This is a genomic window from Neorhizobium sp. 05N33 (assembly GCF_056397445.1).
Window position 1 is genome coordinate 611,188 of sequence record NZ_JBFTNK010000001.1, and the last position, 26,527, is coordinate 637,714.

Genomic DNA, 26,527 nt, shown 5'->3' on the forward strand with positions numbered 1-26,527 from the left:
CATTACCGCACTGTCTTGCGCTCAACCATTGCGACCGGCACGACCTGAAGACGTGTTTCCTGATCGTCGGATTCGAGCGCCGCAACCACGCTCTCGGTAAGGACCGAGAACGATTGCGCCACAGTCGTCAATTCATAGCTCTTCCATGCGGCCTGTGGAATGTCATCGAAACCGATGACTGACAGGTCCTCGGGCACCTTGCGTCCCGCTTCCTTGCGGGCCGCGTCCATAAATCCGAGCGCCAGAAGATCAGTTACGCAGAATGCGCCATTAATCGAGCGATCTTCGAGAAGCGCGCAGCCGGCCCGGTAACCGCTGTCATAGCTCGTCGGTCCTTCCGACCACGGGATGACCTCGGCGCCTGAGGCTTTCATCCGCTGGCTGAATGCCGTCGCGCGGCGGACCTGAGCGGGCGTGTTGCTACCGCTTGTCACCAGCGCGACTTTCGTACATTTCGCCTGCAGCAGGCGTTGCGCCGCGAGATCCGCGCCGCGAGAATCATCCGTCAGCACCAGGCTCGTGTCAGTGCGTTCGAGCATCTGGTTGATAAGAACGAGCCTGACGCCGTTTGCCGTGCATTGATCAATGATGGTTGAGGGTGGCTCGCCGGAGAGAACGACAATTGCCCTGGCCCGAAATTCGAACAGAAGCTCGATCAGCGGCGCAATGTCCCTGCGGGCATCGGCTGCATTGAGAAGAAGACATTGCATGCCCTTTCGCAAAAGCGCGATGCTCAGGAGATCCAGCTGTTTCGCGATAAAGGGCGAAGATAGATTGGCACCGACGACGCCGATCAAGTTCGACCGGTCATTGTTCAGGCCCTGCGCCAACCGGTTCACCCGATAACCGAGTTCCCGAGCTGCCTTAAGGACCTTGCGCTTGACCGCGGGCGAAACACTTCCGCCTTCGGTGAACGTCCGCGAGACTGCGGAACGGGAGACCCCGGCCCGCCTTGCCACTTCTTCAGCCGTCACGAACGCTCGCGCCATACACCCTCCTGTCGCCGAACTTCCGGTTTCGTTCATCCTGCGCCACCTGCGTGGCGGCGCTTACATAAGTGTCCGGAAATCAAGATGTCTGCAAGCGCTCACAACAAGCCTGCTTATCGGCACTCGGCATACGAAAGCCCATCGCAGCAAATTTGTCTGCGTCAGGACGGACGCGTACAAAAATCTTGTCAGACATTAAAAAAAATCAATAAAAACCAGTGGCTTAACTCGATGATCACGTGTGCATTTTTTTATTGACAAAAATTCCACGCGAGCAGATTATGCATTCCATGAGCGGGACTTAAATAGAATTTTTGTTCTGCGCAGGTTCGCGATGGTCGGCCTTCGCTTGGGGAGTTTGCGAAGATCGATATCCAGGTGGGCAGCGATGCCGACGATGGATGTGAGCAGGGAGGATTGGTATAGATCAACGCGACTTCTGTCCTGCAGATGCCGGTCCTGCCCGGTATATGGGACGACAGTCTCGCGCCACTTCCCTGCACGCAATGTCGCCGCTCGCTACCCGATCGTCGCATTCCGAATTCCAAAGGGGAAGAGAATGGCCTTATTCAGTGAAGCAGCGAAGGCGTCGCCCGCCAGTGGCGGCACGCGCCAGCCTACCGCCTGGCAGGGGTGGCGTTACCGGGCGAAGGTCGCATCACGCGAACCCACAACGCTGATCGGCGTGCTGACCGCACTTCTATTCACCTACCTTATCGCCGTACCGATCGTCTCGATCGTACTGGACGCCGTTCGCGTACAGTTCGGGCATGAACGGCGGCTCGGCAAGGATATCGGTGATCTAACGAGCTATTATCTCGACCGCGTCTTCATGTCGCCTGTTTCGGTGGATCTCTTCTGGCGGCCGTTGTTCAATACATTGACGGTGGCGGTCGGCGCCATATTGCTGTCTCTCGTCATTGGCGGGATTCTCGCCTGGCTGATCAGCCGGACGGATATGTTTGGCCGACGCTGGTTCGCAACCGCCCTGATCGTTCCCTACATGCTGCCTGCGTGGACGTTTGCGCTTGCTTGGACGACCCTTTTCAAGAACCGTACCGTCGGCGGCCAGCCGGGATGGTTCGAGGCCACGGGCTTCACGCCGCCGGATTGGGTCGCTTATGGCCGCTTCCCGATCACCATTATCCTGGCCCTCCACTATACGCCGTTCGTCCTTCTGCTATTTGGCTCGGCTCTTCGTCGCTTCGATTCGCAGCTCGAGGACTCCGCTCGAATTCTGGGCGCCCGGCGATATCAGGTCGCTCTCAAGATCATCCTGCCGCTGATGCGCCCGGCACTCCTCTCGTCGATGGTTCTGATTTTTGCAAAATGCCTCGGCGAATTCGGTGTGCCTTACGTACTCGGCCTGCCGGTAAAATTCGAAGTCCTTTCCACATCGCTGTTCCGCAGCATTGCCTCCCGTCAGACGGGTGTCGCTGGCGTCGTCGCCGCATCGATCATGATCATCGGCATCATAACGTTGATAATCGATGCGCGGCTTGTGCGGGAAGCGCGCCGCTTCGTCACAGTCGGCTCCAAGGGGTCGATGAACCGGCAGAACCGCCTTGGCAAGATGCGACTTCCTGCGACGGTATTCGCGGCGGCTATTTTTGTTCTGAGTGTCGGCTTGCCGCTCGTGACCCTGTTTCTGTCGACGGTCATGAAGATGCCGGCGCGCTTCACGCTCGACAATTTCACACTCGACTACTGGATTGGCACCAACCTCAATACCGTCGCGCTGCAGACAGGCGTGCTCCTGAGCCCGGACCTCTGGTCTGCCGCCAAGAACACCCTGACGATCGTCGGTCTTGCATCGCTCACCTCCGGTATTCTCGGCCTGCTGGTGGGATATGTCGTCATCCGCACGCCGGTCCGCGCGTTGTCGATATATCTGCGGCAGGTCACCTTTTTGCCCTATCTTGTTCCCGGCATCGCATTTGCTGCTGCTTATCTGTCGCTATTTGCCGTCCCGCGCGGTCCCATGCCGGCTCTCTACGGCACGGTGACCATCCTGGTGCTGGCGCTGATCGCCGACCAGATGCCTTACGCCTCCCGTGCGGGCATCTCCGCCATGACTCAGCTTGGCAAGGAGCCTGAAGAGGCTGCGCAGATCGCTGGCGCAGGGTGGCTCCGCCGCATGATTTTGATTGTCATCCCGATCCAGAAGGGGTCGCTCGTCACCGGCGTTCTGCTGCCGTTCATCTCCGGCATCAAGGGGTTGAGCCTGTTCGTCATCCTCGCCGTGCCAAGCACCGACGTTTTGACGACCTATTCGCTGCGCCTCGTCGACTACCACTACACGCAGGCGGCCAATGCTGTCGTGCTCATGATCGCGACGATCGCCTATCTCGGAACGCTGGCGGCCCAAAAACTCACCAAAACCAATCTCGCAGAAGGACTCGGAAGCTGATGCCGACTATCAATCTCAACGGCGCACAGAAAAATTACGGCGTCAATTCAGCCAATGCAGTCTCCGATCTGGATCTCGAAATCGGCGATGGCGAGTTCATGTGCCTTCTGGGACCATCGGGCTGCGGAAAGACAACGACGCTGCGGATGATCGCCGGATTGGAGAACCTATCCGGTGGCGAAATCAGGATCGGCGAGAGGGTTGTGGACTCAGTTCAGGAGGGTGTCTTCGTACCGCCGGAAAAGCGTGAAATGGGCCTCGTCTTCCAGAGCTATGCACTCTGGCCGCACATGACGATCGAACGCAATACGGATTTCGGCCTGCGTCTGCGCAAGCTGCCGAAGGCCGAGCGCGAAGCGCGGGTTGAACAGGTCATGCAGGCGCTCGACATCGCCAAATATCGGGACCGCTATCCGTCCCAGCTTTCGGGGGGCCAGCAGCAGCGCGTGGCTCTCGCCCGAATGCTCGCGGTCAATCCCGGTGTTCTCTTGCTCGACGAGCCGCTTTCCAACCTTGATGCCCGCTTGCGCCTTGAAATGCGCGCGGAGCTCAAACGTATTCACAAGGAATTCAAGACGACGATCGTCTTCGTCACCCATGATCAATGGGAGGCAATGACGCTCGCGACCACGATCGCCGTCATGAACAATGGCACTCTTCAGCAGATGGGCACTCCGAACGAGATCTACGATCGCCCGGCCAATCGTTTCGTTGCGGAATTTGTCGGCAGTCCCCCGATCAACATCCTCGATCTGGACACCGCCGACATGACCGACGTCGCCCGGGAGGCGGCCGTATTCCTCTCCGCGCGACATCCGTCGCTGAAGGGAATCGGTGCGATCGGTCTCCGCCCAGAGGCAATCGGCTATACTGCCGACAAGGTGCAGATCCCGTCCGGCAGTTTCAGCGGCGAGATGATCGTGACGGGCGTGCTGCCGACAGGCGGAAGCTGGATCCTCGAGCTCAGAAGCGACAACAACACGCTCTTTCTGACGACGTCGGTACTGCCTCGGGTAGAGCTTGGCACAAAAACACATTTCTATGCGGAAACGGGCGCGCTGCACGTTTTTGACAAGGCCGGCAGGAGGATCGCCGAAGCGGACAGCCTCCTTAGAGACGCAGCCATTAACTGAATCACTGCAAGGAAAACGACGACTCAAGGGAGGAAAGGTCGATGATTTCTCGCATGAACAACACATTTTACCGAAGGGCGCAGGCGATGCTTCTCTCGGCGGCATTTCTGACTGGAACGGCTGGAGGATCGATCGCAGCAGACGCCTTTGATCTGCAGGCCCTGGTCGAAGCGGCCAAAAAGGAGGCCCCGATCACTGTCTACGACAGCACCGGCAAGATCGTAGACATGGCGAAAGCCTTTTCGGCCAAATACGGGCTTCGCGCAGAGGGAGCGAAGGTCAAGGCAGCGGCCCAGCTAGAAATGATGATCCGTGAGGCCCAGGCGAAGAACGTTCAGGGCGACGTCTCGATCGTAAGCGACGCTCCAGCGGCCATGGCTCAACTTCTGCCGCAGGGTTTCGCGGAAAGCTGGCTGCCGCCGGACATGGCTTCCAAAATCCCGGCGGAATATCAGGCCCCTCTGACAGTCGTCACGAGCGCCAACGTCTGGGCTTACAACACCGCTCTTTTTGACAAGTGCCCCGTGACCAACATTTGGCAGCTTACCGAGCCCAAGTGGAAGGGCAAAGTGGCGATGCAGGATCCGCTGGGAAAGTCATCCTACATCGATTGGTTTAACCAGATGTCGAAGCACGGCGACGATAAGATCGCCGCTGCCTACAAGGAGCTTTACGGCAAAGATCTGGCTCCGGACGAAAGCAGTGCCACCGCTGCATGGGTCAAAGCACTCGCCGCCAACAGTCCGCTTCTCACCGACGCCGACGCCGGCGCGGCCGATGCCGTCGCCGCACCGGGACAGACCCAGCCTTTCATGGGAATGATCAGTTCGGCGAAGTTTCGTGACAACAAGGACAAGGGCATGAAGCTCGGTCTTTGCAAGGATCTGAAGCCGTGGCTGGGATGGATGTATCCAGGGATCGGCCTGATCGCCAAGGGCACCAAGAGCCCTAATGCCGCAAGGCTGTTCATCCACTACATCATGACTGCCGAAGGCATCGCACCCCAGGCAGAAGACGGTAAGATATCCACCAACCGTGACGTCTCCCTGCCTGCGGGCGAACCGTCAGGGGTCGGTGCCCTGCTTAGCCAGGTTCTTCCTTACCAGATGGCGACAAGCCTTAACGACTGGGATGAACGGGACGCATGGCAGGATTTCTGGCGCTTGAACTATCGAAAGTAACGGGAGGGACAAATGAAGACGTGGAGAAAGCATAGGACTCCCGGTGTGGCGGGTTGGGCATTGGCTGCCTTGCTGCCTGCCGGCATCGCGGCGGCGCAAGACGATAGATTCAATCTCGATACCCTCATTGAGGCGGCACGCAAGGAACAGCCCATCACGGTCTATGCCGTAACCGGAAAGATCGTCGAGACGGCGAAGGCATTTTCCGAGAAATATGGAGTGAAGGCGACCGGCAAGAAGGTCAATGAGGCCACGCAGATCGAACTTATGATCCGCGAGCATCAGGCGGGGAACGTCGTTGGCGACATCAGCGTCGCGACCGATGTCGCCTCGGCCATGGGGCAGCTCTTGCCGGAGGGCATCGCCACAAGCTGGACGCCGCCCGATATTGCCGCCGACATCCCGGAAAAATACCGCAACCCGCTCGTGGTCGTCTCTGACCCGCATGTCTGGACCTACAACACCCAGAGATATGCCAAATGCCCCATCGACAACGTCTGGCAATTGACCGAACCGGAGTGGAAGAGCAAGGTTGCCATGCTCGACCTGTTCGACAAGCCGCTCTATGCCGACTGGTTCAACCAGATGGAAAAGCATCATGACGGAGACATGGCGCGTGCCTATGAACTCCGCTACGGCAAGAAGCTCGATACAGGCAAGGAAAGCGCAACCGCTACCTGGGTAAAAGCCTTTGCCAAGAACGGCCCTTTGCTGTCGGACTCCGCCACGGTTGCCAATGCCGCCGGTGCGCCCAATCAGCCGAACCCCTTCTTCGTTATCACCTCCACGGCCAAATACCGTGACAATATCACGAGCGGTCTCAAGCTCGGTATGTGTACCGATATCAAGCCGTTTGCAGGTTTTCTTTATCCGGGCTTCGGCCTGATTGCTGCAAAGACGAAGAGCCCCAACGCAGCCAAGCTGTTCATCCGCTATCTGATGACGGAGGAAGGCGTCGCGCCACAGACAGTGGACGGAAAGCTCTCCGGCAATTCCAAGATCAGCCTGTCTGCGGATGAGCCGTCAGGGGTCTCGGCATATCTCGGCCGGCTGATGACTTTCGAATCCACAACGTCAGACGACGATCTCGACAGGCGCGAAAGCTGGCAGGACCTCTGGCGCGTCAACTACAGGAAATGAACAAGCGCGAACCCCTGTTCGCGCCATTCCTTGGGAGGGGAAGGTGAACGAAGTGATTGCAAAAAAACGCATGAAAATTTCGGTCTTTGCTCTTGCAGTGGGGCTCGGTGTTCCGCACGCACGCGCTGCAGACGATCTCAACGCGTTGATCGAAGCCGCGAAGACGGAAAAGCCGATCAACGTCTATGACAGCACCGGCAAGATTGTCGAAATGGCGGAAGGCTTTACCAAAAAATACGGGCTCAAGGCGACTGGGGTGAAAGTTTCGGCAAACAACCAGCTCGAAATGATCATCCGCGAAAGCCAGGCCGGCAATGTTCAGGGCGACGTCGCGCTAATCACCGACACTCCGGCAGCGCTCGCGCAGTTGCTGCCGCAGGGCTTCGCGCAGAGCTACCTGCCGGATGACATGAAGGCGAAGATTCCCACGGAGTTCCAGAATCCGCTGGCGATCTCCACCAATGCCAACGTCTGGGCTTACAATACGGAGGTCTATGATAAATGCCCGGTCGAAAACATCTGGGAGATTACTGGTCCGAAATGGAAGGGCAAGGTCGTGCTTGTCGATCCGCTGACCAAGAGCACCTACACGGACTGGTTCAGCCAGATGGAGAAGCATGCCGACGGCAAGGTCTCAGACGCCTATAAGATGCTTTATGGTAAGCCGTTCGAGACCAAGGAAAAAAGCGCATCCGCAGCCTGGATCAAGGCGGTCGCGGCAAATGCGCCATTGCTGGTCGATGGTGACGATCCTGCTTCGGAAGCGATCGGTGCGCCGGGGCAGAGGACACCATTCTTCGGGCTCCTGAGTTCCGCCAAGTTCAGGGACAACAAGGACAAAGGCTACAAGCTCGGTCTTTGCAAGGATCTGCAGCCTTGGGTGGGTTGGACCTATACCAAACTCGGTCTGATCGCCTCCAAGACGAAGAGCCCCAATATGGCGAAGCTCTTCATTCGTTACGCTCTGACGGAAGAGGGCATCGCCCCACAGATGAAGGATGGCAAGCTGCCTACCAATATCGATGTAAAAATGCTTGCCAACGAGCCGTCGGGATTGGCGGCTGTCTCCAACCGTCTCTTTGCCTATGAAGCATCGACCGGCTTGACGGATTTCGAACGCCGTGAGGAATGGCAGGACTTCTGGCGCTTGAACTACAGCAAATGACCCATGCCGGCACGCGGTCGACCCTGTCCGCGTGTCGGGACCTTGATGATGGAAAGATGACATGACCAGTTTGCAGAAAGCTTCGGACGATTTTCCAGAAACTCGAGAACAGCGCGTGGCGGAGGCAAAGCGCCTCATGGCTGTGGCGATGATGGCTGCCAGCGCGGTGCAGGCGCCGCTCATGGCTGCTTTCAGATCGGATATGGAGATAGGCTACAAACGCGACCTGCACGATGTCGTCACCGTGCACGACAAGAACGCTGAAACTACCATCCGCAACATCATTCTCGACAACGAGCCAAATTCGGCCATCCTTGGGGAAGAAGGCGGACAGATCGGCGATGGCGACATCCAATGGTATGTCGATCCCATCGATGGCACGGCGAACTTCGCCAGCGGTTTTGCTTTCTGGTGCGTATCTATTGCGGCGGTTCGGGATGGCACCCTCATGGCCGGAGTGGTGTTCGATCCGGTTGCGAACGCACTGTTCTCAGCCGATCTCGAGCATTCCTACCTGAACGGCCGGCTCATACAATCAAAAGCCGCAGACGACGAGCGGCGTGCGACGCTGATCACCGGCTATCCCGTGTCGCGCGATTTTCATCTCGACGGACGAGACATTGCTCTGGCCCATCTTGGCGATCTCGTTGACACATTCTCAACCGTGCGCCGGCCGGGTAGCGCGGCACTTAGCATCGCACATGTGGCGGCCGGTTTTATCGACGCGGCGGCAGGTTTCGGCGTCAACGCCTGGGATGTGGCGGCCGCAATCCTGATCCTGAAGAACGCGGGTGGTCGTTACGAGCCCATGACGTTAGGAAAGGTGCCGCCAGGCAGCGCTGACTTCATGTGCCCAGGTTATGTCGCTACCGGCAATGGAGGAGACTACCCCACCCTCAATCGGATCGCGCGGGAAATCTCTAACGCTCGCAACGGCAAGGTTTCGGGGAGCAACGGGGCGGCGTGACGGACATGTTGAGCACAAAGAACGAATTCATTGCCGAAAAAGATGAAGCGCAATCGCTCGAAAAGCTGAGCCTCATCTATGAAAAGCATCCGGCCTATGGTGTGGACCTCTACATCTCCGGCAAGGAAGGTGCGAGCGATCTACCCATGCTGCGCGAGCACGGCATCACCACTGTCGTCAACTGCGCAGTCAATCTTGACTTCAACTACGTGCAGCCAGCGACACTGGTTGCGGACCATGAGGGTAGTGTCTACGGGCCGGGGGAAATCCGTTACTACAAAATCGGCCTCATTGACGGCAGCGGAAATCCCGACACACAGATGCTCGCCGCCTATTACATTCTGAAAGCGGCGCTCGAGCAAGTTTTGCCCGAAAAGCCATCCTATCCGCGCCGCGAACAAGGCGGCGTGCTTATCAATTGCCGAGGGGGGAGATCCCGCTCCGTCGTCGTCGTCTCGCTTTTCCTGCACGCGACTTTGCCGCAGGAATTCCCCACGCTCGAAAGTGCCATCGCGTTTGTCCGGACACAGCGAAGGCTTCCCGAAAAAGAGTGGTACAAGGCGCCGAAGCCGGTGCTCATTGAGGCCGCCAGGCATGCGGCTACGTGGATTCTGGATATCGAGGGAAATTCGTGGCCGGTGCCTCCAAAATGACCTTCATCATCGCCATCCTCGCACTTGCAGGACACATCGCCCTTCTTCTCTGGGGCACGAGAATGGTCCAGACCGGGATCCAGCGAGCCTTTGGTCCCAGCCTGAGGTCGTTCTTGGGTCATGCCCTGAGCAACCGCTTCAAAGCATTTCTGGCCGGACTGGGTGTGACCGCGATCTTGCAAAGCAGCACGGCCACAGGCTTGATGGCATCGGGCTTTGCTGCTGGCGGGCTAGTCGATCTCGTGCCGGCGCTCGCTGTTATGCTTGGCGCGAACGTTGGAACGACCTTGATCGTTCAGGCCCTGTCCTTCGACGTCGCCGCTATGTCGCCCGCGCTCATTCTCCTGGGTGCGCTGATGTTTCGCCGTGGTCAAAACCCGCAAATCCACGACCTGGGGCGTGTTTTTGTCGGTCTCGGCTTTATGCTGCTTGCGCTACACCAATTGCTTGCGGTGCTGACTGAATACGCGGACACGCCGGCTTTCGAAGCCGTGCTTTCGGCAATTTCCAAGACGCCCGCATCAAGCGTGATACTCGCCGCCATTCTGACCTGGGCAGCACATTCGAGCGTTGCCGTAGTCTTGCTCGTCATGTCTTTATGCAGCAAAGGATTGATCGATCCTTATCAGGCCTTCGCACTCACTCTCGGGGCCAATCTCGGCACAGCGATAAATCCGGTTGTGGAAGGCAATACCACGGGTGATTATTCCGCCAAACGGCTGCCTTTGGGAAACCTCGCAACGCGTCTTGCAGGGATTGGTATCGTCTTCGCAGCACTCTCACCTGTCGTCAGTTGGATGACGGCAATCGATACCGACGGCGCTCGGATAGTCGCGAATTTTCATACTGCATTCAATCTCATCGTCGCCGTCGCAGTCATGCCATTCCTTACGCCTTTCGCCAACCTTTTGGTCAGACTATTGCCGCAGAAGATCGACGCGACCGATCCTGGCCGTCCCCGTTATCTCGACGCATCTGCCAAAGAGACGCCGGTCGTCGCGTTGCAAGCTGCCGCTAGAGAAGTGCTGCGGCTTGTGGACATACTCGGCGACATGTTGGCGGGAACGAAAGCAGCTCTGACAAGCAACGATCGACGTGCACTTTCTTCCTTGCGAAAGATGGACACGATCCTGGACCGACTTAACAGGGCAGTGAAACAATATCTAACCTCGATTGATCGAGATGAACTCAGTGAGTCCGATCAACATCGGCTCGATGAAATTTTGATTTTTTCTACCGGCCTCGAAAACGCGGGCGATGTGCTTGACCAGAACGTCCTTCCCCATTTGGCCAAAAGGCTGCGCCGCGGCCTTAAGTTTTCGAAAGAGGGGCAGCGCGAACTGTCAGATCTGATTGACCGCCTCTCCACAAATCTCAGGACCGCCTCCGCATTGTTTATGTCTCAGGACGAACGTGTGGCCAGAATGCTTGCGGATGAAAAGATCGTCTTCCGCAAGGCGGAACGCGAAGGGATGAGCGACCATTTCAGGCGCATGCGAACGGGCGATCTAGATACCACCGAAACAAGCTCGCTCCACCTCGACCTGCTCCGCGACTTCAAGCAGATCAACTCACATCTTGTGGCAGCGACCGCCTATCCGATCCTCGAACGGCAGGGCGAATTGCTGCAGAGCAGAGCCATCCGCCAGGCGTCACCTGAATCCTCGTTTACGTGATGCGATTTCCTCTGATTGGCAGCAAACGATGCTCGTGCAATCGCTTCTCAACCTGACCGACGATCAACTGGAGGACGTGATGGGAGCTGTTGAAAACTGGTGCCGGAAGAACGAGAAGACGCTTGACAGCGAAATCGGACAGAAGGCGCTCGGCTTGGCTGCGAATATCAGGCGAAGCCGCGGCCTCACCCAAACCCAACTCGAGCAGATCCTCACTCATGACATGAGCGGGGACAATCAAGGATTCTAGAGGCGATGTCCACGGTATCGCGGGCTCAATGGTTGCGGGATAAAGTTACAAGTCAATTGCTGCGGAGCCAGGCCAGTGCTGAACCGATACCTCGACACTCCACTACGCAAGATCGCCGCCCTTGTGGCGCTCTTGAATCTGGGATACTTCGGGATCGAGTTCGCTGTAGCGCTCAAAATCGGCTCCGTGTCGCTGTTTGCGGACAGCGTTGATTTCCTTGAAGATGCTTCAGTCAACCTGCTGATCCTACTCGCGCTTGGATGGTCGCTCAAGAACCGGGCTCGCGTTGGGATCGCGCTATCGCTGACACTAATGGTTCCCGGCATTGCAACGCTGTTGGCCGCCTACCAGAGCTTCGTCGATCCAGCCCCTCCACAGCCCTTCCTTTTGACCATTACCGGTGCAGGAGCACTCGCGATCAACCTGTCCTGTGCCCTCATGCTGGCAGCGTTCCGTCACGAGAGCGGCAGTCTCACAAAGGCGGCTTTCCTTTCCGCACGCAATGATGCCCTCGCCAACATTGCCATCATGGGGGCGGGCTTCGTCATAAACTTTGTCTGGAACTCGGGATGGCCCGACCTAATCGTCGGCCTGGGCATCGCTGCAGTGAACATGGATGCAGCGAGGGAAGTCTGGGAGGCCGCCCAGAATGAATACCGCACTGCAGCTTAGGAAGGGTGGCGGAGCAACAAGACGCTCGTGAACGGGCTTGCTACCCTCGCTGAGGAGATCGCGGCCAAGGGCAGTACCATGCCGCCGAACTTCCGCCACGACCGACTGAGGTCGCTAATCGTTGAGCGCCTTGTCCGTGTCCAGGACGGAACACAAGCGTTCACGATACTGCCACTGGGGATCTTAGTTGGCCGCTACAGCATACTGGATGAATTGCAATCGCAGGGCGCCAAGTAGCTCCTATCGGATGATCGCAAGCGAAAAACCATTCAACAAACGCTGGAGATCCGGTCGATTGAAGAATTTACATTGCCTTGGTTTAGCGGACACACAGATCTCCCCGGTCTGGATTTACAAGCTTAGACTGGCACGGCGGTCGGATTGGAATTAGTACGGAAAGGTGGATCCGGTGACATATTCAGCGGTCGAACCGTTCCAGCATCCTCTTCAGTTGTGCATTCTGCAGCTGAAGCTTGCGCGTCAGCTGGTCGCGCAGCAGCCTGATCTCCTCATCAAGGCGGATTGCGTCACCAGAAACGGTGGGAAGGCCAGGAGAGGCTGGCGGAACGGCTTCACCCCCTGCCGCTGTCTTGCCCCGGCTTTTGCGCTTTCGCGTTGCACCTTCGCCAGTCTGCGAGGGTTTCGGTGCGTCGCGTGCGGCCGGGTTGGCGTTATCGGATAAGGCCGGATCAGCCGCCTCCACGGGCTTGGCGCCTTCGATATCTGCCGTGCCGTGAACACCGCCTGCCGTTTCTTTGGAATGATCCGGGTCCGCCGACACCGCCTCCGATCGACCGTAAGCGACCGGCTCTTCGTTGATCGGAGGATCCGCTGTGTTCAATCCGTTTTCAGCAGCGGTTTCTGTCGGTTTGGCGATAGCCAAGACGTTCGGCTTCACGTCATCGGCCGGCCCCTGTTCTTGCCTCTGCTGACGTCGCGGCGACACCAGCCGGGCAAGAAGTTTCCATGGAGACGCCATTTTATTCGACCTCGTATTCTACCCCACAGCCAGGCTGCGGCCAAAAGCCTTGGCGGCAGAACGAACCGCCGCCAAAATGTTCATTTCGATAAACATGAGAATGCGGCCGGCGCTTGACCGACGGCTGTCGATCAACCGAGGTTGAGCCGCTTTCGCAGATCGGCATTTTCAGCACGCAGCTTCTCGGCCAGCTGCTTGCGCAGTCTCTGGTTTTCCTCTTCCAGCTGCAGGAGATCCGCAAACTCGTCAACGACCGCCGTCGAAGGAGTAGCCGCCACCTGCACAACCTTCGGAGCACGTTTGACAGGCGCACGTTTGGCGCTTGGCGCACCTTCGTCGGACTTTGCCTTGCGTCCTCTCTTCGGCTTTGCAGCTACGGCATTCGAAGCCGCTGCCGGTTGCGCCGAAACTGCAGCTGAGGCCGTCTCAAGCGCCGCCTTTTTGGCGCGAGGTTTGCGCTCTTTCTTCGGCGCGGGCGCCGCTACGGCCGGCGTGTCAGCATCGCTTATCGTGTCAATATCGTCGGCCATTATGGTCTCCTGTAAAGCCGATGCATTTGTCTCCTGCTCGTTCGGCAGTGTCAACAACACTGCCGCCTGTTGTTCTGCGGGTACAAGCATTTCGCTGCTTCTGGTCTGAGGAGTTGAAGACATAAATGGCATTGCCTCGTCCCGCAGATCCTGCGCCACGGATTTGAGGTCCATGTCTCCCCAGATCGAGTTCGGATTGGAATTGAGTTTTCGCCGACCCGATCTGTACTCGACGGCAAAGCTGCGCTGGACTTTTTTCACTTTGAGAGGCCTCGGGTGTCTGCGGTGATGTGTTCGGCGACGCGTTCGGTATCGCAGCAAGGCTTGCAAATAGCCACTTTCGCGCCGGCAATCTATAGCCTTGGCGCAGCAGGCGACCCCTGCCCTCGCGACAAGACCGCTAACAAGCGTGGATCCCGCCATAAATGACGATGGCTCCAATGAAGAGCCCTGCTATCGCCAATGCGACGCAGCATCCGATCAGATCATCGTACCAGCTCCGAACTATGCTTTCGAACGGTCACTGCCACGACTCGTTTTCCGCGTTTCCATGCCGTTTCCAATGCTGTGATCACTGAAGACGCCGAACTACGCCACCGCTGTGGGAGTTCCAATGTGGACGCCCCAACTCCCGAACCGAGATGTAGACAGTGTCCTGGTGGGGCCTGCCTGGCTTCCAAATCCTTGATGACATTGCTGAACATCCGAACCTGACGCTGCCAGGAGACTGGACATCTAACGCTAGATGATCAGCAGGCTGTGGGCACTCGGCAACCGTGCCCCAATGACGGCACCCTGCAGCTGATCCAGGAACAACGGCCCGAAAGACCGCGGCCGGATCCGGAAGCAACGACGCCGCAGGCTTGAAAGCCGAGGGGAAAGCTATCGAACCCGGGCGGCGTCAATCCTGTGCGCTAGGGAGACAACCGTATCAAAGTTCCGTCCATCGCCGCAGCAATGATCGCCGCTGCGATCTGCCGGAGAGGTCCGCGGGCGATGAGCATCTCCGGCGGCGGGTGTTTTCCCGGACCCGGATCAATGAAGGCCGAACATTCGTGATCCAACTCCAGCATTGCTATGAACGATGTCGCGACAATCATTTCTCCGCAGGCAGCGCATCGCAGGATATACGAGCCGCCGTGGACGACCGATTCCGTTTTCTCCAATCCGCAAGCCCTACAGAGTAACATACTATTCATGGCCCAAATTTAACCGCGCACATTGCTTCTGATCATGAGGTCATGAGGCGATCGCCAGGATAACGGCGATGACGAGCAGCAAGGGCCCCATCCACCTGAAATGACGAACCACCGGCAACTTGTGCGCCGGATTTCGCGACAAGGACAGATAGCCAAAGCCCAGGGACGTCATCCACAGCCCGGCGCAAAACATGATGAACTCGTCGATATAGGTTGCGATCATCGCGGTTGCTCCTAGCTTTGAACGGCACCGTTAAAACCTGTATATTCACTCGCCGTCATCAGATAAAGCACCGGCGCGCGGACGGAAGGAAAAAGTGCAGAGCGTTCGACACTTCCGTGCGATACGGTCACGATGTCACTGTTGACCTCCAGGCTCCGCACCGTTGGTAATCATCGACGGCCAGAAAGCTGCTATAATTAATTGAGCTCCCATCACACGCGGACCGACGAGCCACCTATAGAAAGACGGTGCTTAGGGTGGAGACGAAGCGATTCCACAACAACCCGACGCAGATTTTCGGCGGAAGGCAGCGTCAAGATTGTCTTGCGTTGGACCGCTGCAAACATGCATGATGGAGAAGTTCATTGCATCAGCGGGGATGAGGCATCGCTCCGGCAACGGGTCCTGCGCGGAGATATCCAAATGGCCGACACGAACAATGTGAGACGTTGGTTGCTCGTATTGGCGCTTCAAAATCCGGCTTAATTGAAAGAAATTCGGTTGAAAGCCACGATAGGCTTGAAAGATGTGGCTCTGGATGCCGGTGTTTCGCTCAGTACCGCGTCCCATGTTCTCAACGGAACAGCGCCCATATCCATAGAAGTTCGGGAGCGGGTGCTTAAATCCGCGCAAAGGCTGGGATATCTGGAAAAGCGCCGAAGCCGGGCGACGATCGCCACGCTTCGCACGATCCTCCTGGCGATCACCAGCGAAGCGGCGCCTCACAGCGACGTCAATCTCGTCAGCTGGACGATGCTCAACAGCCTGCGTCAGGAATGCGAGCGCCTCAGCATCCGGATCGTCCCTTTCGTCAGCGCCGGCAGCCGGATCGACGCGAGTGAGGTGCGCCGCATGGCGCAGGTCGAAAATGTCGACGGCATCGTCATCCTCAACGACGACCGGCCGGAACTGATCCGCGTCCTTGCCGCAGGACGGGCGCCGCTCGTCATCCTGAATGGCGAGGACCCTTCGATGCTGGTCGATACGGTCACCGGTGAAAACCGCTTCGGCGCCCGCCAGGGAACAGAGCACCTGCTTTCGCTCGGCCATCGCCGTATCCTGCATCTGACCTGGAAGGGCAGGACCACCATCCGCCGCCGGTATGACGGCTATGCCGATGCACATCTTGCGGCCGGCCTTACCGTATCGCCGGAGATGATCGTCGAGGCGGAGGGATACGAGCCCCACCAGGGCGAGCAGGTGATCCGCCAATTGCTTTCCGAAGATAGCAGCCTGCGCGGCGCAACCGCGATCTTCTGCGCCGCCGATAACCTGGCGCTCGGCTGCCTAAGGGCGCTGGCGGCATTCGGCATGCGCGTGCCGGAAGAAATGTCCGTGCTCGGCTTCGACGATATCGTGCCGGGGGAGTTCAGCACACCGCCGCTCTCGACCGTCCAGTTGCCGACCGACCGGCTAGGGGCGGCCGCTATCAGCCTTCTGGAACAACGGCTCGTCGCCAACGACCCGCTGCGGCCGGCCTACCGGCTGGAGCTCGGCTGCAAGCTGGTGCTGCGGGGTAGCGTCGCGCTGCCCCGCAGGTGAAGTTCATTTCATTCCGGTGCCGGCAATGCCGGTGGTGATGTATTTCTGCAGGAACAGGAAGACGACCGTGACCGGCGCCAAGCTCAGGAAGGTCATGGCGAGGATGTAATTCCACTGCACGGAAAACTCGCCCTGGAAGGCGTTGAGCCCGACCTGCAGGGTGAAGTTTTCGCGGCTGCTCAAGACGATCAACGGCCAGAGGAAGTCGTTCCACCGCCACAGGACGGAAAAGATCGCCAGCACCGCGAGTGCCGGCGCCGTCAGCGGCAGCACGATGCGCCAGAAGATCCGGAACTCGCTTGCCGCGTCGACGCGGGCCGCCTCGATGAGTTCGTCGGGAATGGTGAGCATGTACTGGCGCAGCAGGAAGACGCCGGTCGGCGAGGCAACGGTCGGAATGATGATACCCCAGAGACTGTCCACCAGGCCGACGCCGACGACGACCAGATAGGCTGGGACCATGACCACCGTCAGGGGGATCATCAGCGTTGAGATGATCAGCACGAAAATCGCCTTCTCGCCCCGGAACCGGTATTTCGACAGCGCGAAAGCCGCAAGCGCGTTGACGACGAGCGTCAGCAGCGTTGCCACGAAGGTGACGAAGACCGAATTCTTCAGAAAGGTGAGGAAGTCGAACCGGGTGAGCGGATCGGTATAGTTCTCGGTCGCGATCGTAAGCCGCTGGACCGGCGACATGTTCTTGACGTCGACGCTGAGAGGCGGTCCGGGATTGCTCGGATCGACCATCTGGGCTTTCAGCCCGATGCGCCGGACCATCGCCATCTCGCGCCGCTGACCGTCCACATCGACGGTCCAGAGGCTGAGCGGAGCCTCAAAGCCCGGTACGGTCTGCTGAACCGCCGCACGCGGCAGCAGCGTCGGCGGAAAGCGGGTGATCTCGGCGGCAGGCTTGAAGGAGGATAGGCCCGCCCAGACCACCGGAATGAGCACGGCGAGCGTGCCCAGGATCAGCCAGGCCCAGGAGAGAATATCGGTGACGCCGATCCGCCCCGGTCGGCGGGTGCGGGTCAGGAAGGCGATGGGTGAGAGGCCTTGCGACATGGTCAGGACTCCATCTTGCGGCCGAGCCGCAGCTGTATGAGCGTCAGGGCCAGCAGCACGAGGCCCATCAGCACCGACGCCGCCGAGGCGAGGCCGAAAAGGCGCAGGTCGCTGCCGAAGGCCATCTGGTAGATGTACTGCACGATGAAGCTGTTTGCGGTGCCGGGCCCACCGCCATTGGTCAGCACCCAAGCCTCATCGAAGATCTGGACCGAGCGGATCATCAGGAGGATCAGCACCACGAGCAGGTTCGGCCCGAGAAGCGGAAGCGTGATCCGGAACAGCGTGCGCCGGGGCGAAGCCGCGTCGATCGAGGCCGCTTCGTAGAGATCCTTCGGAATGGCCTGCAGGCCGGCGAGAAGGATCAGCGTATAAAAGCCCATGTGGAACCAGACCGAGACGACCACCACGAAGAAGCGCGACCAGCCGACGTCCAGCAGGAAGATTTCCGGCGGCACGCCGAGCGTCTGCAGGAAGGCGTTGAGCAGGCCGTTGCGGTCCAAAAACCACTTCCAGATCAGGCCGATGACGACCGGCGACAGCAGGACGGGATAAAAGAACATGGCCCGGAAGAAACCGCGGGCGGCCATCGCCCGGTTGAGGATGAGCGCCGTCACCAATGCCACGAGCAGGGTCGCGGCAACGTTGAAGCCGACGAACCAGAGCGTGTTCCAGACCGCCGTCCAGAACAGGGATTCGCGGCAGCTCCCCGGACGAAGGTAGTCCTCGCACTGCAGGAGCTGACGGAAATTGTCGAAGCCGACGAAAGGCCGCTCCGACACGAAAAGGCCAGTGCCGCCGGTAAAGGCGTAGCCAACCGCAATGGCGATGGGGAGGAAGGTGAAGATGCCGAAAAGGATGAGGTTCGGCGCGAGGAACAGATAGGGCATCCGCTTCCTGCCCATCAGCCGCTCAAAGCCGTTGATCGGCGCCTCGACGATGCCCATGACGAAGTCGAGGGCACGGCCGCCGAGATCGGTCGCCTTAGGCGTGCTCATGGACATCACTCCGTTGGCTAACGGCCTGCGGCAGAGCCAGGCCGCTATCGGGATCGAAGACGTGCACCCGGCCGGATAGCGGCATGATCCGCAGAAGGTCGCCGGGCCGCGGCGCGAAATGACCGGTCTGGTGGACGATGATCTGTTCGTCCCGCCCCTCGAGCGTCCCGTAGACATAGGTCTCGGTCCCAAGGCTCTCGTGATACTGGACGACGAACGGCAATCCTTCGTCGCCGACCGAAAAATGCGCGGGCCGTATGCCGACAAGCACGGCCTGGCCTATCTTCGCCGCGGTGGGGTCGATCGACGCGGTGAGCGGAGCGCCGTAGCCGGCGTCGATCGTCACCCCGGCTTCGCCGACCGCCGTCACCTGGCCCTTCAGCATGTTCATCCGCGGGGATCCCAGGAAGCCCGCCACGAAGAGGTTCCGCGGGTTGTCGAAGAGTTCGAGCGGCGTTCCGACCTGCTCGATCCGGCCGGCATTGAGCACGACGATCTCGTCGGCCATGGTCATCGCCTCCACCTGGTCGTGGGTGACGTAGATCATCGTCGTTCTCAGCTGGCGATGCAGCCGGGTGATTTCCGCCCTTGTCTGCACCCGCAGCGCCGCGTCGAGGTTCGAGAGCGGCTCGTCGAAGAGGAAGATATCGGGGTTGCGTACGATCGCGCGTCCGATCGCGACACGCTGGCGCTGGCCGCCGGAAAGCTGCCTTGGCTTGCGATCCAGATAGGGCTCGATCGCCAGCATCCGCGCCGCCTCCCCGATCCGCGTCTCGATTTCACTGCGCTTGAATTTCAGGTTTTCGAGCCCGAAGGCGAGGTTCTTGCGCACGCTCATATGGGGATAAAGCGCATAGGACTGGAAGACCATGGCAATCTTCCGTTCTGCCGGCGAAAGCTGGACCACGTCGCGCCCGCCGATCTCGATGCCGCCGGCGCTGATGTCCTCCAGTCCCGCGATGATCCTCAGAAGGGTCGACTTGCCGCAGCCGGATGGACCGACGAAAACGACGAACTTGCCGTTGTCGATCGTCAGGTCGATGCCGTGCAGAACGGTCAGCGCGCCGAACGCCTTGGTGACATTCGTAAGTTTCAGATTTCCCATTCCCTGCTCCCGTCAGGTTCAGTCACTTTATGGACGACGCTCTCGACGTTCCAGCCTTCCGGTATCGGTTGCGGCCTCTCGAAATGCGTCTCCTCGATCGTAATTCCCTCTGTGCCGGCGGTAAAAAGCGCCGGCATGCCGCCCGGGTAGTCGACAAGGCCGACCACCCGCCCGTCCGCGCCCTTCGTCCATGCATTCGCCCGGCCGGCAGCGTCAGCGCTCGGCGCGATATCCGCGTTGGTCGGCCTCAGATCATAACGAAGTCCGGTGCCGAGCGGGCCCTTCCGCTGCCGCAGTCGCAGCCGCGAGAGCCTGACGCCGTGGATTTTCGCGGCGGAAGTCGAAACGAGCGCGATCGCCCCGTCCATTTGGCCGCGCAGGTCCTCGACGACGAGATTTCGAACGGCGCCGGCCCGGCGGGTGGGGATGCGATCCACCACCGTCACCGTCAGCGCTTCGCCCGATCCCCAGAAGCCGTCGAGCGTCTCGTGGCAATCGACTTCTATCCGGGAGAAGCGGATATTGGTCATGTGGCCGCCGTCGCGCGAAAACAGTCCCAGTCCCCGGTTTGAATCGTGGACGCGGCAGTCCTCGAAGACGACGCCGGTGAAATCGCCGTAGGATTCCGTGCCGATCTTGAGCGCGCAGCTGTTGCTTGCGACCAGGCAGCGGCGCACGAGCACGTTTTCGCATTCTCCGATCGCTTGTCCGTCGGGTCCGGCGCTGGTCTTCAGGCAGATGCCGTCATCCGCGGTCGCTATGTCGCAGTCCTCCACAACCGTATGCCGGCAGGCGTCGAGCACGAGGCCGTCGGTATTCGGCATGCGCCGGTTGTTCGAGATCTTTGCGCCGCCGACATAAACGTCGTCGCAATTGACCAGGTGCAGCGTCCACATCGGCGAATCGACGATTTCCAATCGCTCGATCCGGACGCCGCGGCAGGATTCGAAGACCACCACCCGCGGGCGGAATTCCGCCGGGACAAAGGTGCCCATAGCCTCATCGTTGCCGGCGATGAAATGTTCGCCGCCCGCCTCGATCCGTCCGGGGCCGGTCAAGGCTATATCCGTCGCGTTTCTGGCGACGATCATGGCACGGTTCGAATTCTCGGCGACAACCGAAACCGATGTCTGCTCGTAGGCTCCGTAGTCGGCGGCTGGGCGTAGGATCGCGCCCATCGCCAGATGAAGCTCGACGCCGGATTGCAGCCGCAGGCCGCGCGTATTGTGGATACCTTCGGCAAGTTCGACGCAGCCGCCGCCGCGCGCGGCTACCTGGTCGATCGCCGCCTGAATGCGCGCCGTCTCGTCCTCCTGCATGGGCTCGATGAGAAGGGACGGGAACCTGTTCATGCGCCCTCCTCGCCCTCGAGCAGGACTTCCGTCAGAAGCAGCATCGTCAGCGCCTGCCCGTAAGGGGTCGGCAGGTTGGGGATCCGACGATAGAAATCCAGATCGTGCCCCATCGGCGTGCCATCCGAAACGCCCTGGACGACGCCCTCGCCATCGACCTGGGAGAGCACGGCCGCCAGCGCGCGTTCCGCATGCACCCGGTTGGAAGGATCCAGGATGCCCGCATCGATGCCGCGCAGGATGCCGTAGGCGATCCCGGCCGTCGCCGATGTCTCCAGGGGCGATGTTGGGTCGTCGAGGAGCGTATGGAACATGCCGTCGGGGCGTTGCAGTCGCTTCAGCGAGCGCACCTGGCTCGCAAGCACGTTCGACAGGAAACGCTTGTCCTTTTCCTCGAGGTCGGGAACGAGCTCGAACAGTTCGGGAATGGCAACCGTGATCCAGGCGTTGCCGCGCGCCCAGAAGGCCCTGGCGAAATTGTGCCGGCCGTTGAAGGTCCAGCCGTGATACCACAGGCCGGTGACGGGGTCGGACAGATAGCGGGAGTGCACCATGAACTGGTAGACGGCCTCGTCGATCCAGTCGCGACGTCCGCAGGCAACGCCCGCCCGCGCCAGAAACAGGCCGGCCATAAACAGCGTATCGTCCCAGAGCTCGCCGTCGTTCAGCCGTTCCTTGACGACGTGCTGAAAGCCGCCGTCCTCGGTCTTCGGAAGCCGGTGGACGAGCCAGTCCGCCCAATCCTCGACGAGCGCACGGAAATCCGGCCGGTCGACGTGTTCGATAAGGATGGCGAGCGGTAACATCGGTGCCGTGCTGTTGATCTGCCGCGGCGGCAGGCCCCGGCCGATTTGCCGGCCGTACCAGGCGACGAGGTCGTCGATGGCCTTCCGGTCGTCGGCGGCAAGCGCGCGGCGCAGGAAGCCGTAGAGGCCGACGCCGACCTCCCAGTCCCATTCGTCGAACTGGATACCGCCGTCCGCATCGGCACCGGCAAGGCCTTCCTTGATGCCCTTGAGGCGGCTGAACGCAACCGCGACCTGATCGATCGTCTCCTGCAGGGCCGGTTTGTTGAGGGTCATCGAATCCATCGGTCGGAATGTCCTTTATGCATAGAATGGATGGTCGCCGTCGCCGGCGGTCGTGCTGTCATAGGTCAGGACCGGCACGGGCTGGTCGTGAATGAACGGCCGCGGCTCTCCGCCAACGGTGAATTCGCCGGCATAAGAGAGCGTCAGTATTTCGCGGTCCGGCGGCGAAAGGCTCAGCACCTTGTCGTCGATGTCGAACGAGACGGAGGTGGCGCGGATACGTTCGGCGAAACGACGGAAAGCGGCTTCGTCGCCGGCGCCCACGACGGCCGCCCAGCCGGTGAGCGCACCCTCGGAGCGCACCTCGCACCCGGCGGTCGCTCCGTCGGTGACGAGATCAAGCCCGTTCGTGGCGTAGAGCGCCGCGAAACCGCGGCCCGAGCGGGTGATGAGCCAGTTTCCGTCCATGACGACCTCATCCAGGCCGTCGCGACCAAGATAGGCATGGGTCCAGGCATGGCGCGTGCCTTCGGTGTCGGCGATCAGCAGGGCGACGTCGCGATATTGCATCACGCGCGGCAGGATACCGTTGCCGGCCCAATAGGACGGACGCTGCGTGCCCCAGGGGTCGTCTTCGCCGGGATGGTTGACCCAGAGCCTCGCCATCGGGTGGCCGGCAAGCCGGATATCGAGGACGTGCTGCTGGTGCCCCCGGCGGCCCGTCTTGTGATCGACCACGGTCGAGAGCTGCGAAGCTTCCGTCTTGAAAAGCACGAGCTTGCCGCTTTCGAGCCCCTGGGCGTAGCGCGCTTCTATCGAGCGTCCGGGCGCCAGCTGGGCAAATTCCGGCAGGTCGGCCGGCGGCGCGTAGGAACCGGCGCAGAACATCGGCAGGGAAGCGACGCCGCCGTTCAGCCAGCCGCTGCCGAACGCCACGCGGGCGAATGGCGCCAGCTCCGTCAGAGGCCCGGCCCGCAGCTCCTTGTCGTAGGCGCGCCCCTGCGACCCGGCGGGAACGCCCGCCAGCGTATGCAGCGCGATCATCCGGAAGATCAGATCCAGCTGATGGCGAGCGCGCGGGGCGATATCGTCCCCGCCCCAGCGTTCGAGGGCGAGCAGACCGATGAAATCCACCGGATAATAGGCTGCGGAATTCCACTCGGCGAGGCCGTGCGCCTCGACGCTGTCGAACCAGCGGCGAAGCCGGCCTTCCGCCAGCCGCGCTTGCTCGCGGCCCGTCCTGCCGGAAGCGGAGAACACGGTATCCGGCATCAACTTGCCGGCGATCAGCTGGCTGGTGTGGAAGCACAGGACATGGTTCTCGCTCCAGAACCACATGACGTCGTTGCCGGGCTCGTCCACCCAGTAGCGGTAGCCGGCGACGGAGGCGCGGATGTCTGCCGCCGTCTCCGGCGGCAAGACATGCTCATATTCGCCGAGGAGCCAGAGGAGCGGCACCATCACGAAATCCGAGCAGTCCTCCCGCCGGTCGATGATCTCGAGCGTGGCGGCGATGATCCTGTCCATCGCCTCGCGTTCGATCTCGCCCGCTGCAGCCATGGCGAGCACGCGGCCGATCCGCTCGGCGCCGAAACGGGCGCTGAAGATCAGCGCCTCACGCTTGCGATCGGCAAGGGTGGCGGCGGCTTGCGGCAGGACGAGGCCGCTCATGAAGGCCGCGTCAATGTGGCGGGCGACGGCCGCGGCGCCGGAACCGATCTTCAGCCTGATGCCGTGATACCCGTCCGGCAGGCCTTTGATTGCGGGAGCGACAAGCCGCGTCTCGACGGCACCTAATATCAGATCCGCCTTCGCCAGCACCGCCCGGTCATGACCATGGCTGTAGACCTCGATGCCGACCGGCAGATCGGCCCCCGGCGGGGTGTCGAAGAGAATTTCCAGCGGGCGGTCGACGAAAACGTCGGCGGCGGGCCGGATGGCGCGCGCGAGGAGCTCGAGCCCCCGGACCTCCTGCCGGTCCAGTGCGGTGGGCAGGGCGATGTCCAGCGGCTGGGTATCGGCCAACTCCAGCTCGAAGAACCAGATCGTGTCCCGCTCCGCCAGGTCTTCGGTCAGCACAAGGACGTCATTGTCGCCGGCCTTCAGCCTCAGGACGATCCCGGTCTCGCTCTCGACGTTGCGCCGAAAAGGCTCGAACCGCACCTGTTCCTCGCCATTGACCCAGATCCGCACGCCGCCGCAGGTTCGCAGCCGCATCGGGACGTGGCGGGCAGCCTCGGCGCAGAAACTGCCGCGCAGCCAGCGGCCGACATGGGTGGGCACGTGCCAGAAGCCGGTGAACTCGACGCGGCGGTTCGGCCCCGGCAGGTTCAGGGAGGCCGGCTTCCAGTCGTGCTCGGCACGGACTTCCCGTCCGACCATCTGCGCCTGGAAGGCCTTCCTGCAAGGCAGGTCGCCGACATCCACGAAGCCGTTGATGAAGCGGTAATTGACGCGATCTTCCGCCGGCGCCGGCTCACCTGGAAAATACACCTGGCGCAAATCCGAGACGACCCATGCGGTGACGGTTTCGCCCGGGGCGACATGATAGCTGGCGCCGCCGGAACGGCCTGCGGCTGCAGGTGAGTGCTCCATGACTGCCTCCCTCAGATCATGAAAATCTTTTCATAAATTGAACTCGCACGTCAGCTTTGTGAGCAGTTTCGAATTTAACGCGACAAGACAGCTTGACGTTTGGATTGTCAAGCTTCAAAAAGGAAAAATTCGAAGGAAAATCCGAAAGGAAATCTTCCGAATTGTGAAAATATTTTCATTGGGAGGATGAAAAATGCAGAGACTTCTATCAGGGATAGGTGCGTTCGTATTCTCGGCCTTCGCTCTTTCCGGCGCGGCCATGGCGGACGCCAAGACCATTACTTTCCTGTTCACCGACGACGACCAGGGTTATGTCGAGCGCATGGCCGCCTTGAGCAAGGAGTTCGAGGCGTCACATCCCGACGTCAAGGTCAATTTCGTATCGTCCGGCTATGACGCGGTGGTCAAGCAGCTGCCGGTCCAGCTGGCGGCAGGCAAGGGACCGGACCTCGCCAAGATCACAGATTGGCAGCTCGCGCCCTATTATCTCGACATGCGCTCCTACATGAAGGACCCGGACGCCTTCGCCAAGCTCCACGGGGACAGCCTCAACCAACTCCGCCTGCCCAATATCAACGATCCGAAGTCGATCAACGGCTACGTCGCGTCCCAGACACTGAACCTGCCGTTCGTCAACAAGACCTTGTTCGAGCAGGCCGGCGAACCGCTGCCCGGCCCGAAGGCCACGCTCAAGGAGATCGTGGAAGCCTCCGCCCGCGTCGCAAAGGCGACGGGCGCGCAGATCCCCTTCACCATGGACCGGTCGGGCCACCGCTTTTCCGGCGGTGCCTATTCCTACGGTTCGGTCTATGTCAAGGACGGCAAGTTCAACTTCCCGGATGCAGGCGCGCGCAAATATATCGCCGACCTCTATTCCTGGACCCAGAACGGCAGTTTCCCGAAGGAAATGTGGGGCGCGGCCGGCGGCTCGCAGTACAAGAACATGGGCGACGAGTTCGTCAACGGCAATGTCGTCACCTATCTCGCCGGCAACTGGATGGTGAACCCCTTCCAGAAGAAGATCGGCAACGCCTTCCAGTGGACGGCCATCAATGCACCCTGCGGCGACGCGGGTTGCTATGCAATGCCGGGCGCGACCGCGATCGTCGGCTTCAAGCGCACCGAACATCCCGAAGCGGTAGCACAGTTCATCGAATTTCTCGGCTCCGAAAAGGTGCAGCGCGAAATCGCCGAGAGCTATGTCATCCTGACCGGAGCGGACATCAAGAACCCGCAATACAAGATCTCCAGCGACGACGCCAAGGCATCCATGGCGGTGTTTCTGGACAACAAGAAGAACGTTCCGCAGGCCGCGCGCGATTTCGAACGCATGAAGGGCGGGACGGCGATCTACCAGCAGATCGTCCAGCGCATGAGCCAGCTCATCGTTGGCGAATTGAGCCTGGAGGAAACCTACAAGAATCTCGAGGCCGACGCCGGCAAGATCAATGAGGCGCTGGCAGCAAAGTGACGATCAGGCATGCCGGGTGGCGATGCAGCCCGGCATGCCTTACCGAAGACCTGAGGTAAGAACTGCTGCGATCGGGTGACAGGTGCTCGGCTGCCTGTCTCTCAGACCGGCAGCTAAAGGCCCGCCCCGGTATCAATTTCCAAGGGCCACGCGCCAGTCGCCCTCAGGCCGGCTCACCCGGCTGCGGCACCGACAGTGGTCATG

The 26,527-nt window shown here is 60.3% G+C and carries 23 protein-coding genes; 12 read left to right on the forward strand and 11 right to left on the reverse strand.

The features are described from left to right. Positions 1-2 precede the first annotated feature (2 nt). Positions 3-989, reverse strand: a complete 987-nt coding sequence (locus tag AC1DLT_RS02870; RefSeq protein WP_040125494.1) for a LacI family DNA-binding transcriptional regulator — start codon at positions 987-989, stop codon at positions 3-5. Between the two features lie 559 nt (positions 990-1,548). Here AC1DLT_RS02870 and AC1DLT_RS02875 point away from each other — a divergent pair. The 10 genes from AC1DLT_RS02875 (at position 1,549) to AC1DLT_RS02920 (ending at position 12,236) form a co-directional block, all read left to right on the forward strand. After that, complete coding sequence (locus AC1DLT_RS02875) at positions 1,549-3,399, forward strand: ABC transporter permease (RefSeq protein ID WP_040125495.1); 1,851 nt, start codon at positions 1,549-1,551, stop codon at positions 3,397-3,399. Continuing rightward, positions 3,399-4,532, forward strand: coding sequence for an ABC transporter ATP-binding protein (locus tag AC1DLT_RS02880; RefSeq protein ID WP_040125496.1), 1,134 nt, complete (start codon positions 3,399-3,401; stop codon positions 4,530-4,532). Before AC1DLT_RS02875 ends, AC1DLT_RS02880 begins: the two co-directional genes overlap by 1 nt. 86 nt (positions 4,533-4,618) lie before the next feature. Continuing rightward, entirely contained in the window at positions 4,619-5,713 is a 1,095-nt protein-coding gene (locus AC1DLT_RS02885; RefSeq protein ID WP_040125905.1) for an ABC transporter substrate-binding protein, read from the forward strand. 12 nt (positions 5,714-5,725) lie between these two features. After that, entirely contained in the window at positions 5,726-6,853 is a 1,128-nt protein-coding gene (locus AC1DLT_RS02890) for an ABC transporter substrate-binding protein (protein ID WP_080719384.1), read from the forward strand. Between the two features lie 70 nt (positions 6,854-6,923). Beyond that, positions 6,924-8,018 (forward strand): ABC transporter substrate-binding protein, encoded by a 1,095-nt coding sequence (locus tag AC1DLT_RS02895; RefSeq protein WP_051900627.1) that lies wholly within the window; start codon positions 6,924-6,926, stop codon positions 8,016-8,018. A gap of 61 nt (positions 8,019-8,079) precedes the next feature. Continuing rightward, the gene (locus tag AC1DLT_RS02900) at positions 8,080-8,985 is read left to right on the forward strand and encodes an inositol monophosphatase family protein (protein WP_051900628.1); all 906 of its coding nucleotides are present in this window, start codon (positions 8,080-8,082) and stop codon (positions 8,983-8,985) included. Between the two features lie 5 nt (positions 8,986-8,990). Next, entirely contained in the window at positions 8,991-9,638 is a 648-nt protein-coding gene (locus AC1DLT_RS02905) for a dual specificity protein phosphatase family protein (RefSeq protein WP_051900634.1), read from the forward strand. Continuing rightward, positions 9,635-11,314, forward strand: a complete 1,680-nt coding sequence (locus AC1DLT_RS02910) for a Na/Pi cotransporter family protein (protein ID WP_040125498.1) — start codon at positions 9,635-9,637, stop codon at positions 11,312-11,314. The genes AC1DLT_RS02905 and AC1DLT_RS02910 overlap by 4 nt, the downstream gene beginning before the upstream one ends. Positions 11,315-11,342: 28 nt before the next feature. Beyond that, positions 11,343-11,564: a hypothetical protein gene (locus AC1DLT_RS02915; protein WP_040125499.1), complete on the forward strand. Its 222-nt coding sequence runs from the start codon at positions 11,343-11,345 to the stop codon at positions 11,562-11,564. Positions 11,565-11,639: 75 nt separating this feature from the next. Beyond that, complete coding sequence (locus tag AC1DLT_RS02920; RefSeq protein WP_040125500.1) at positions 11,640-12,236, forward strand: cation efflux transmembrane domain-containing protein; 597 nt, start codon at positions 11,640-11,642, stop codon at positions 12,234-12,236. Between the two features lie 418 nt (positions 12,237-12,654). Here AC1DLT_RS02920 and AC1DLT_RS02925 read toward each other — a convergent pair whose 3' ends face one another. From AC1DLT_RS02925 to AC1DLT_RS02940, 4 genes are all read right to left on the reverse strand, one after another. Further along, complete coding sequence (locus AC1DLT_RS02925) at positions 12,655-13,215, reverse strand: hypothetical protein (RefSeq protein ID WP_040125502.1); 561 nt, start codon at positions 13,213-13,215, stop codon at positions 12,655-12,657. 131 nt (positions 13,216-13,346) lie between these two features. After that, entirely contained in the window at positions 13,347-14,006 is a 660-nt protein-coding gene (locus AC1DLT_RS02930; RefSeq protein WP_040125503.1) for a transcriptional regulator, read from the reverse strand. A gap of 653 nt (positions 14,007-14,659) precedes the next feature. Continuing rightward, on the reverse strand, positions 14,660-14,944 hold the full coding sequence (locus tag AC1DLT_RS02935; RefSeq protein WP_040125504.1) for a eukaryotic translation initiation factor eIF-2-beta/eIF-5 family protein: 285 nt from the start codon (positions 14,942-14,944) through the stop codon (positions 14,660-14,662). A 40-nt stretch (positions 14,945-14,984) separates the two neighbouring features. Continuing rightward, positions 14,985-15,167 carry a hypothetical protein gene (locus tag AC1DLT_RS02940; protein ID WP_040125505.1) on the reverse strand — a complete coding sequence of 61 codons (183 nt, stop codon included), beginning with the start codon at positions 15,165-15,167 and terminating at the stop codon, positions 14,985-14,987. Between the two features lie 486 nt (positions 15,168-15,653). Between AC1DLT_RS02940 and AC1DLT_RS02945 the strand changes: the two genes are divergently transcribed. Beyond that, entirely contained in the window at positions 15,654-16,709 is a 1,056-nt protein-coding gene (locus tag AC1DLT_RS02945) for a LacI family DNA-binding transcriptional regulator (RefSeq protein ID WP_477485824.1), read from the forward strand. A gap of 3 nt (positions 16,710-16,712) precedes the next feature. Here AC1DLT_RS02945 and AC1DLT_RS02950 read toward each other — a convergent pair whose 3' ends face one another. From AC1DLT_RS02950 to AC1DLT_RS02975, 6 genes are read right to left on the reverse strand one after another with little or no spacing between them, the layout of a single operon-like run. Then, positions 16,713-17,771, reverse strand: a complete 1,059-nt coding sequence (locus tag AC1DLT_RS02950; protein ID WP_477485825.1) for a carbohydrate ABC transporter permease — start codon at positions 17,769-17,771, stop codon at positions 16,713-16,715. Between the two features lie 2 nt (positions 17,772-17,773). After that, positions 17,774-18,769 carry a carbohydrate ABC transporter permease gene (locus AC1DLT_RS02955; protein WP_477485826.1) on the reverse strand — a complete coding sequence of 332 codons (996 nt, stop codon included), beginning with the start codon at positions 18,767-18,769 and terminating at the stop codon, positions 17,774-17,776. Continuing rightward, a complete protein-coding gene (locus tag AC1DLT_RS02960) occupies positions 18,756-19,874 on the reverse strand; it encodes an ABC transporter ATP-binding protein (protein WP_477485827.1) in 1,119 nt (372 codons plus the stop codon). The genes AC1DLT_RS02955 and AC1DLT_RS02960 overlap by 14 nt, the downstream gene beginning before the upstream one ends. Then, positions 19,862-21,226, reverse strand: a complete 1,365-nt coding sequence (pglB, locus tag AC1DLT_RS02965; RefSeq protein ID WP_477485828.1) for a polygalacturonase PglB — start codon at positions 21,224-21,226, stop codon at positions 19,862-19,864. Before pglB ends, AC1DLT_RS02960 begins: the two co-directional genes overlap by 13 nt. After that, complete coding sequence (gene bglB / locus AC1DLT_RS02970) at positions 21,223-22,317, reverse strand: beta-galactosidase BglB (RefSeq protein WP_477485829.1); 1,095 nt, start codon at positions 22,315-22,317, stop codon at positions 21,223-21,225. The genes pglB and bglB overlap by 4 nt, the downstream gene beginning before the upstream one ends. A 15-nt stretch (positions 22,318-22,332) precedes the next feature. After that, positions 22,333-24,852, reverse strand: a complete 2,520-nt coding sequence (locus AC1DLT_RS02975; RefSeq protein ID WP_040125512.1) for a hypothetical protein — start codon at positions 24,850-24,852, stop codon at positions 22,333-22,335. A 193-nt stretch (positions 24,853-25,045) separates the two neighbouring features. On the opposite strand from AC1DLT_RS02975, the gene AC1DLT_RS02980 reads away from it, so the two are divergent. Continuing rightward, positions 25,046-26,323, forward strand: coding sequence for an ABC transporter substrate-binding protein (locus tag AC1DLT_RS02980; protein WP_040125513.1), 1,278 nt, complete (start codon positions 25,046-25,048; stop codon positions 26,321-26,323). Positions 26,324-26,527: the final 204 nt, after the last annotated feature.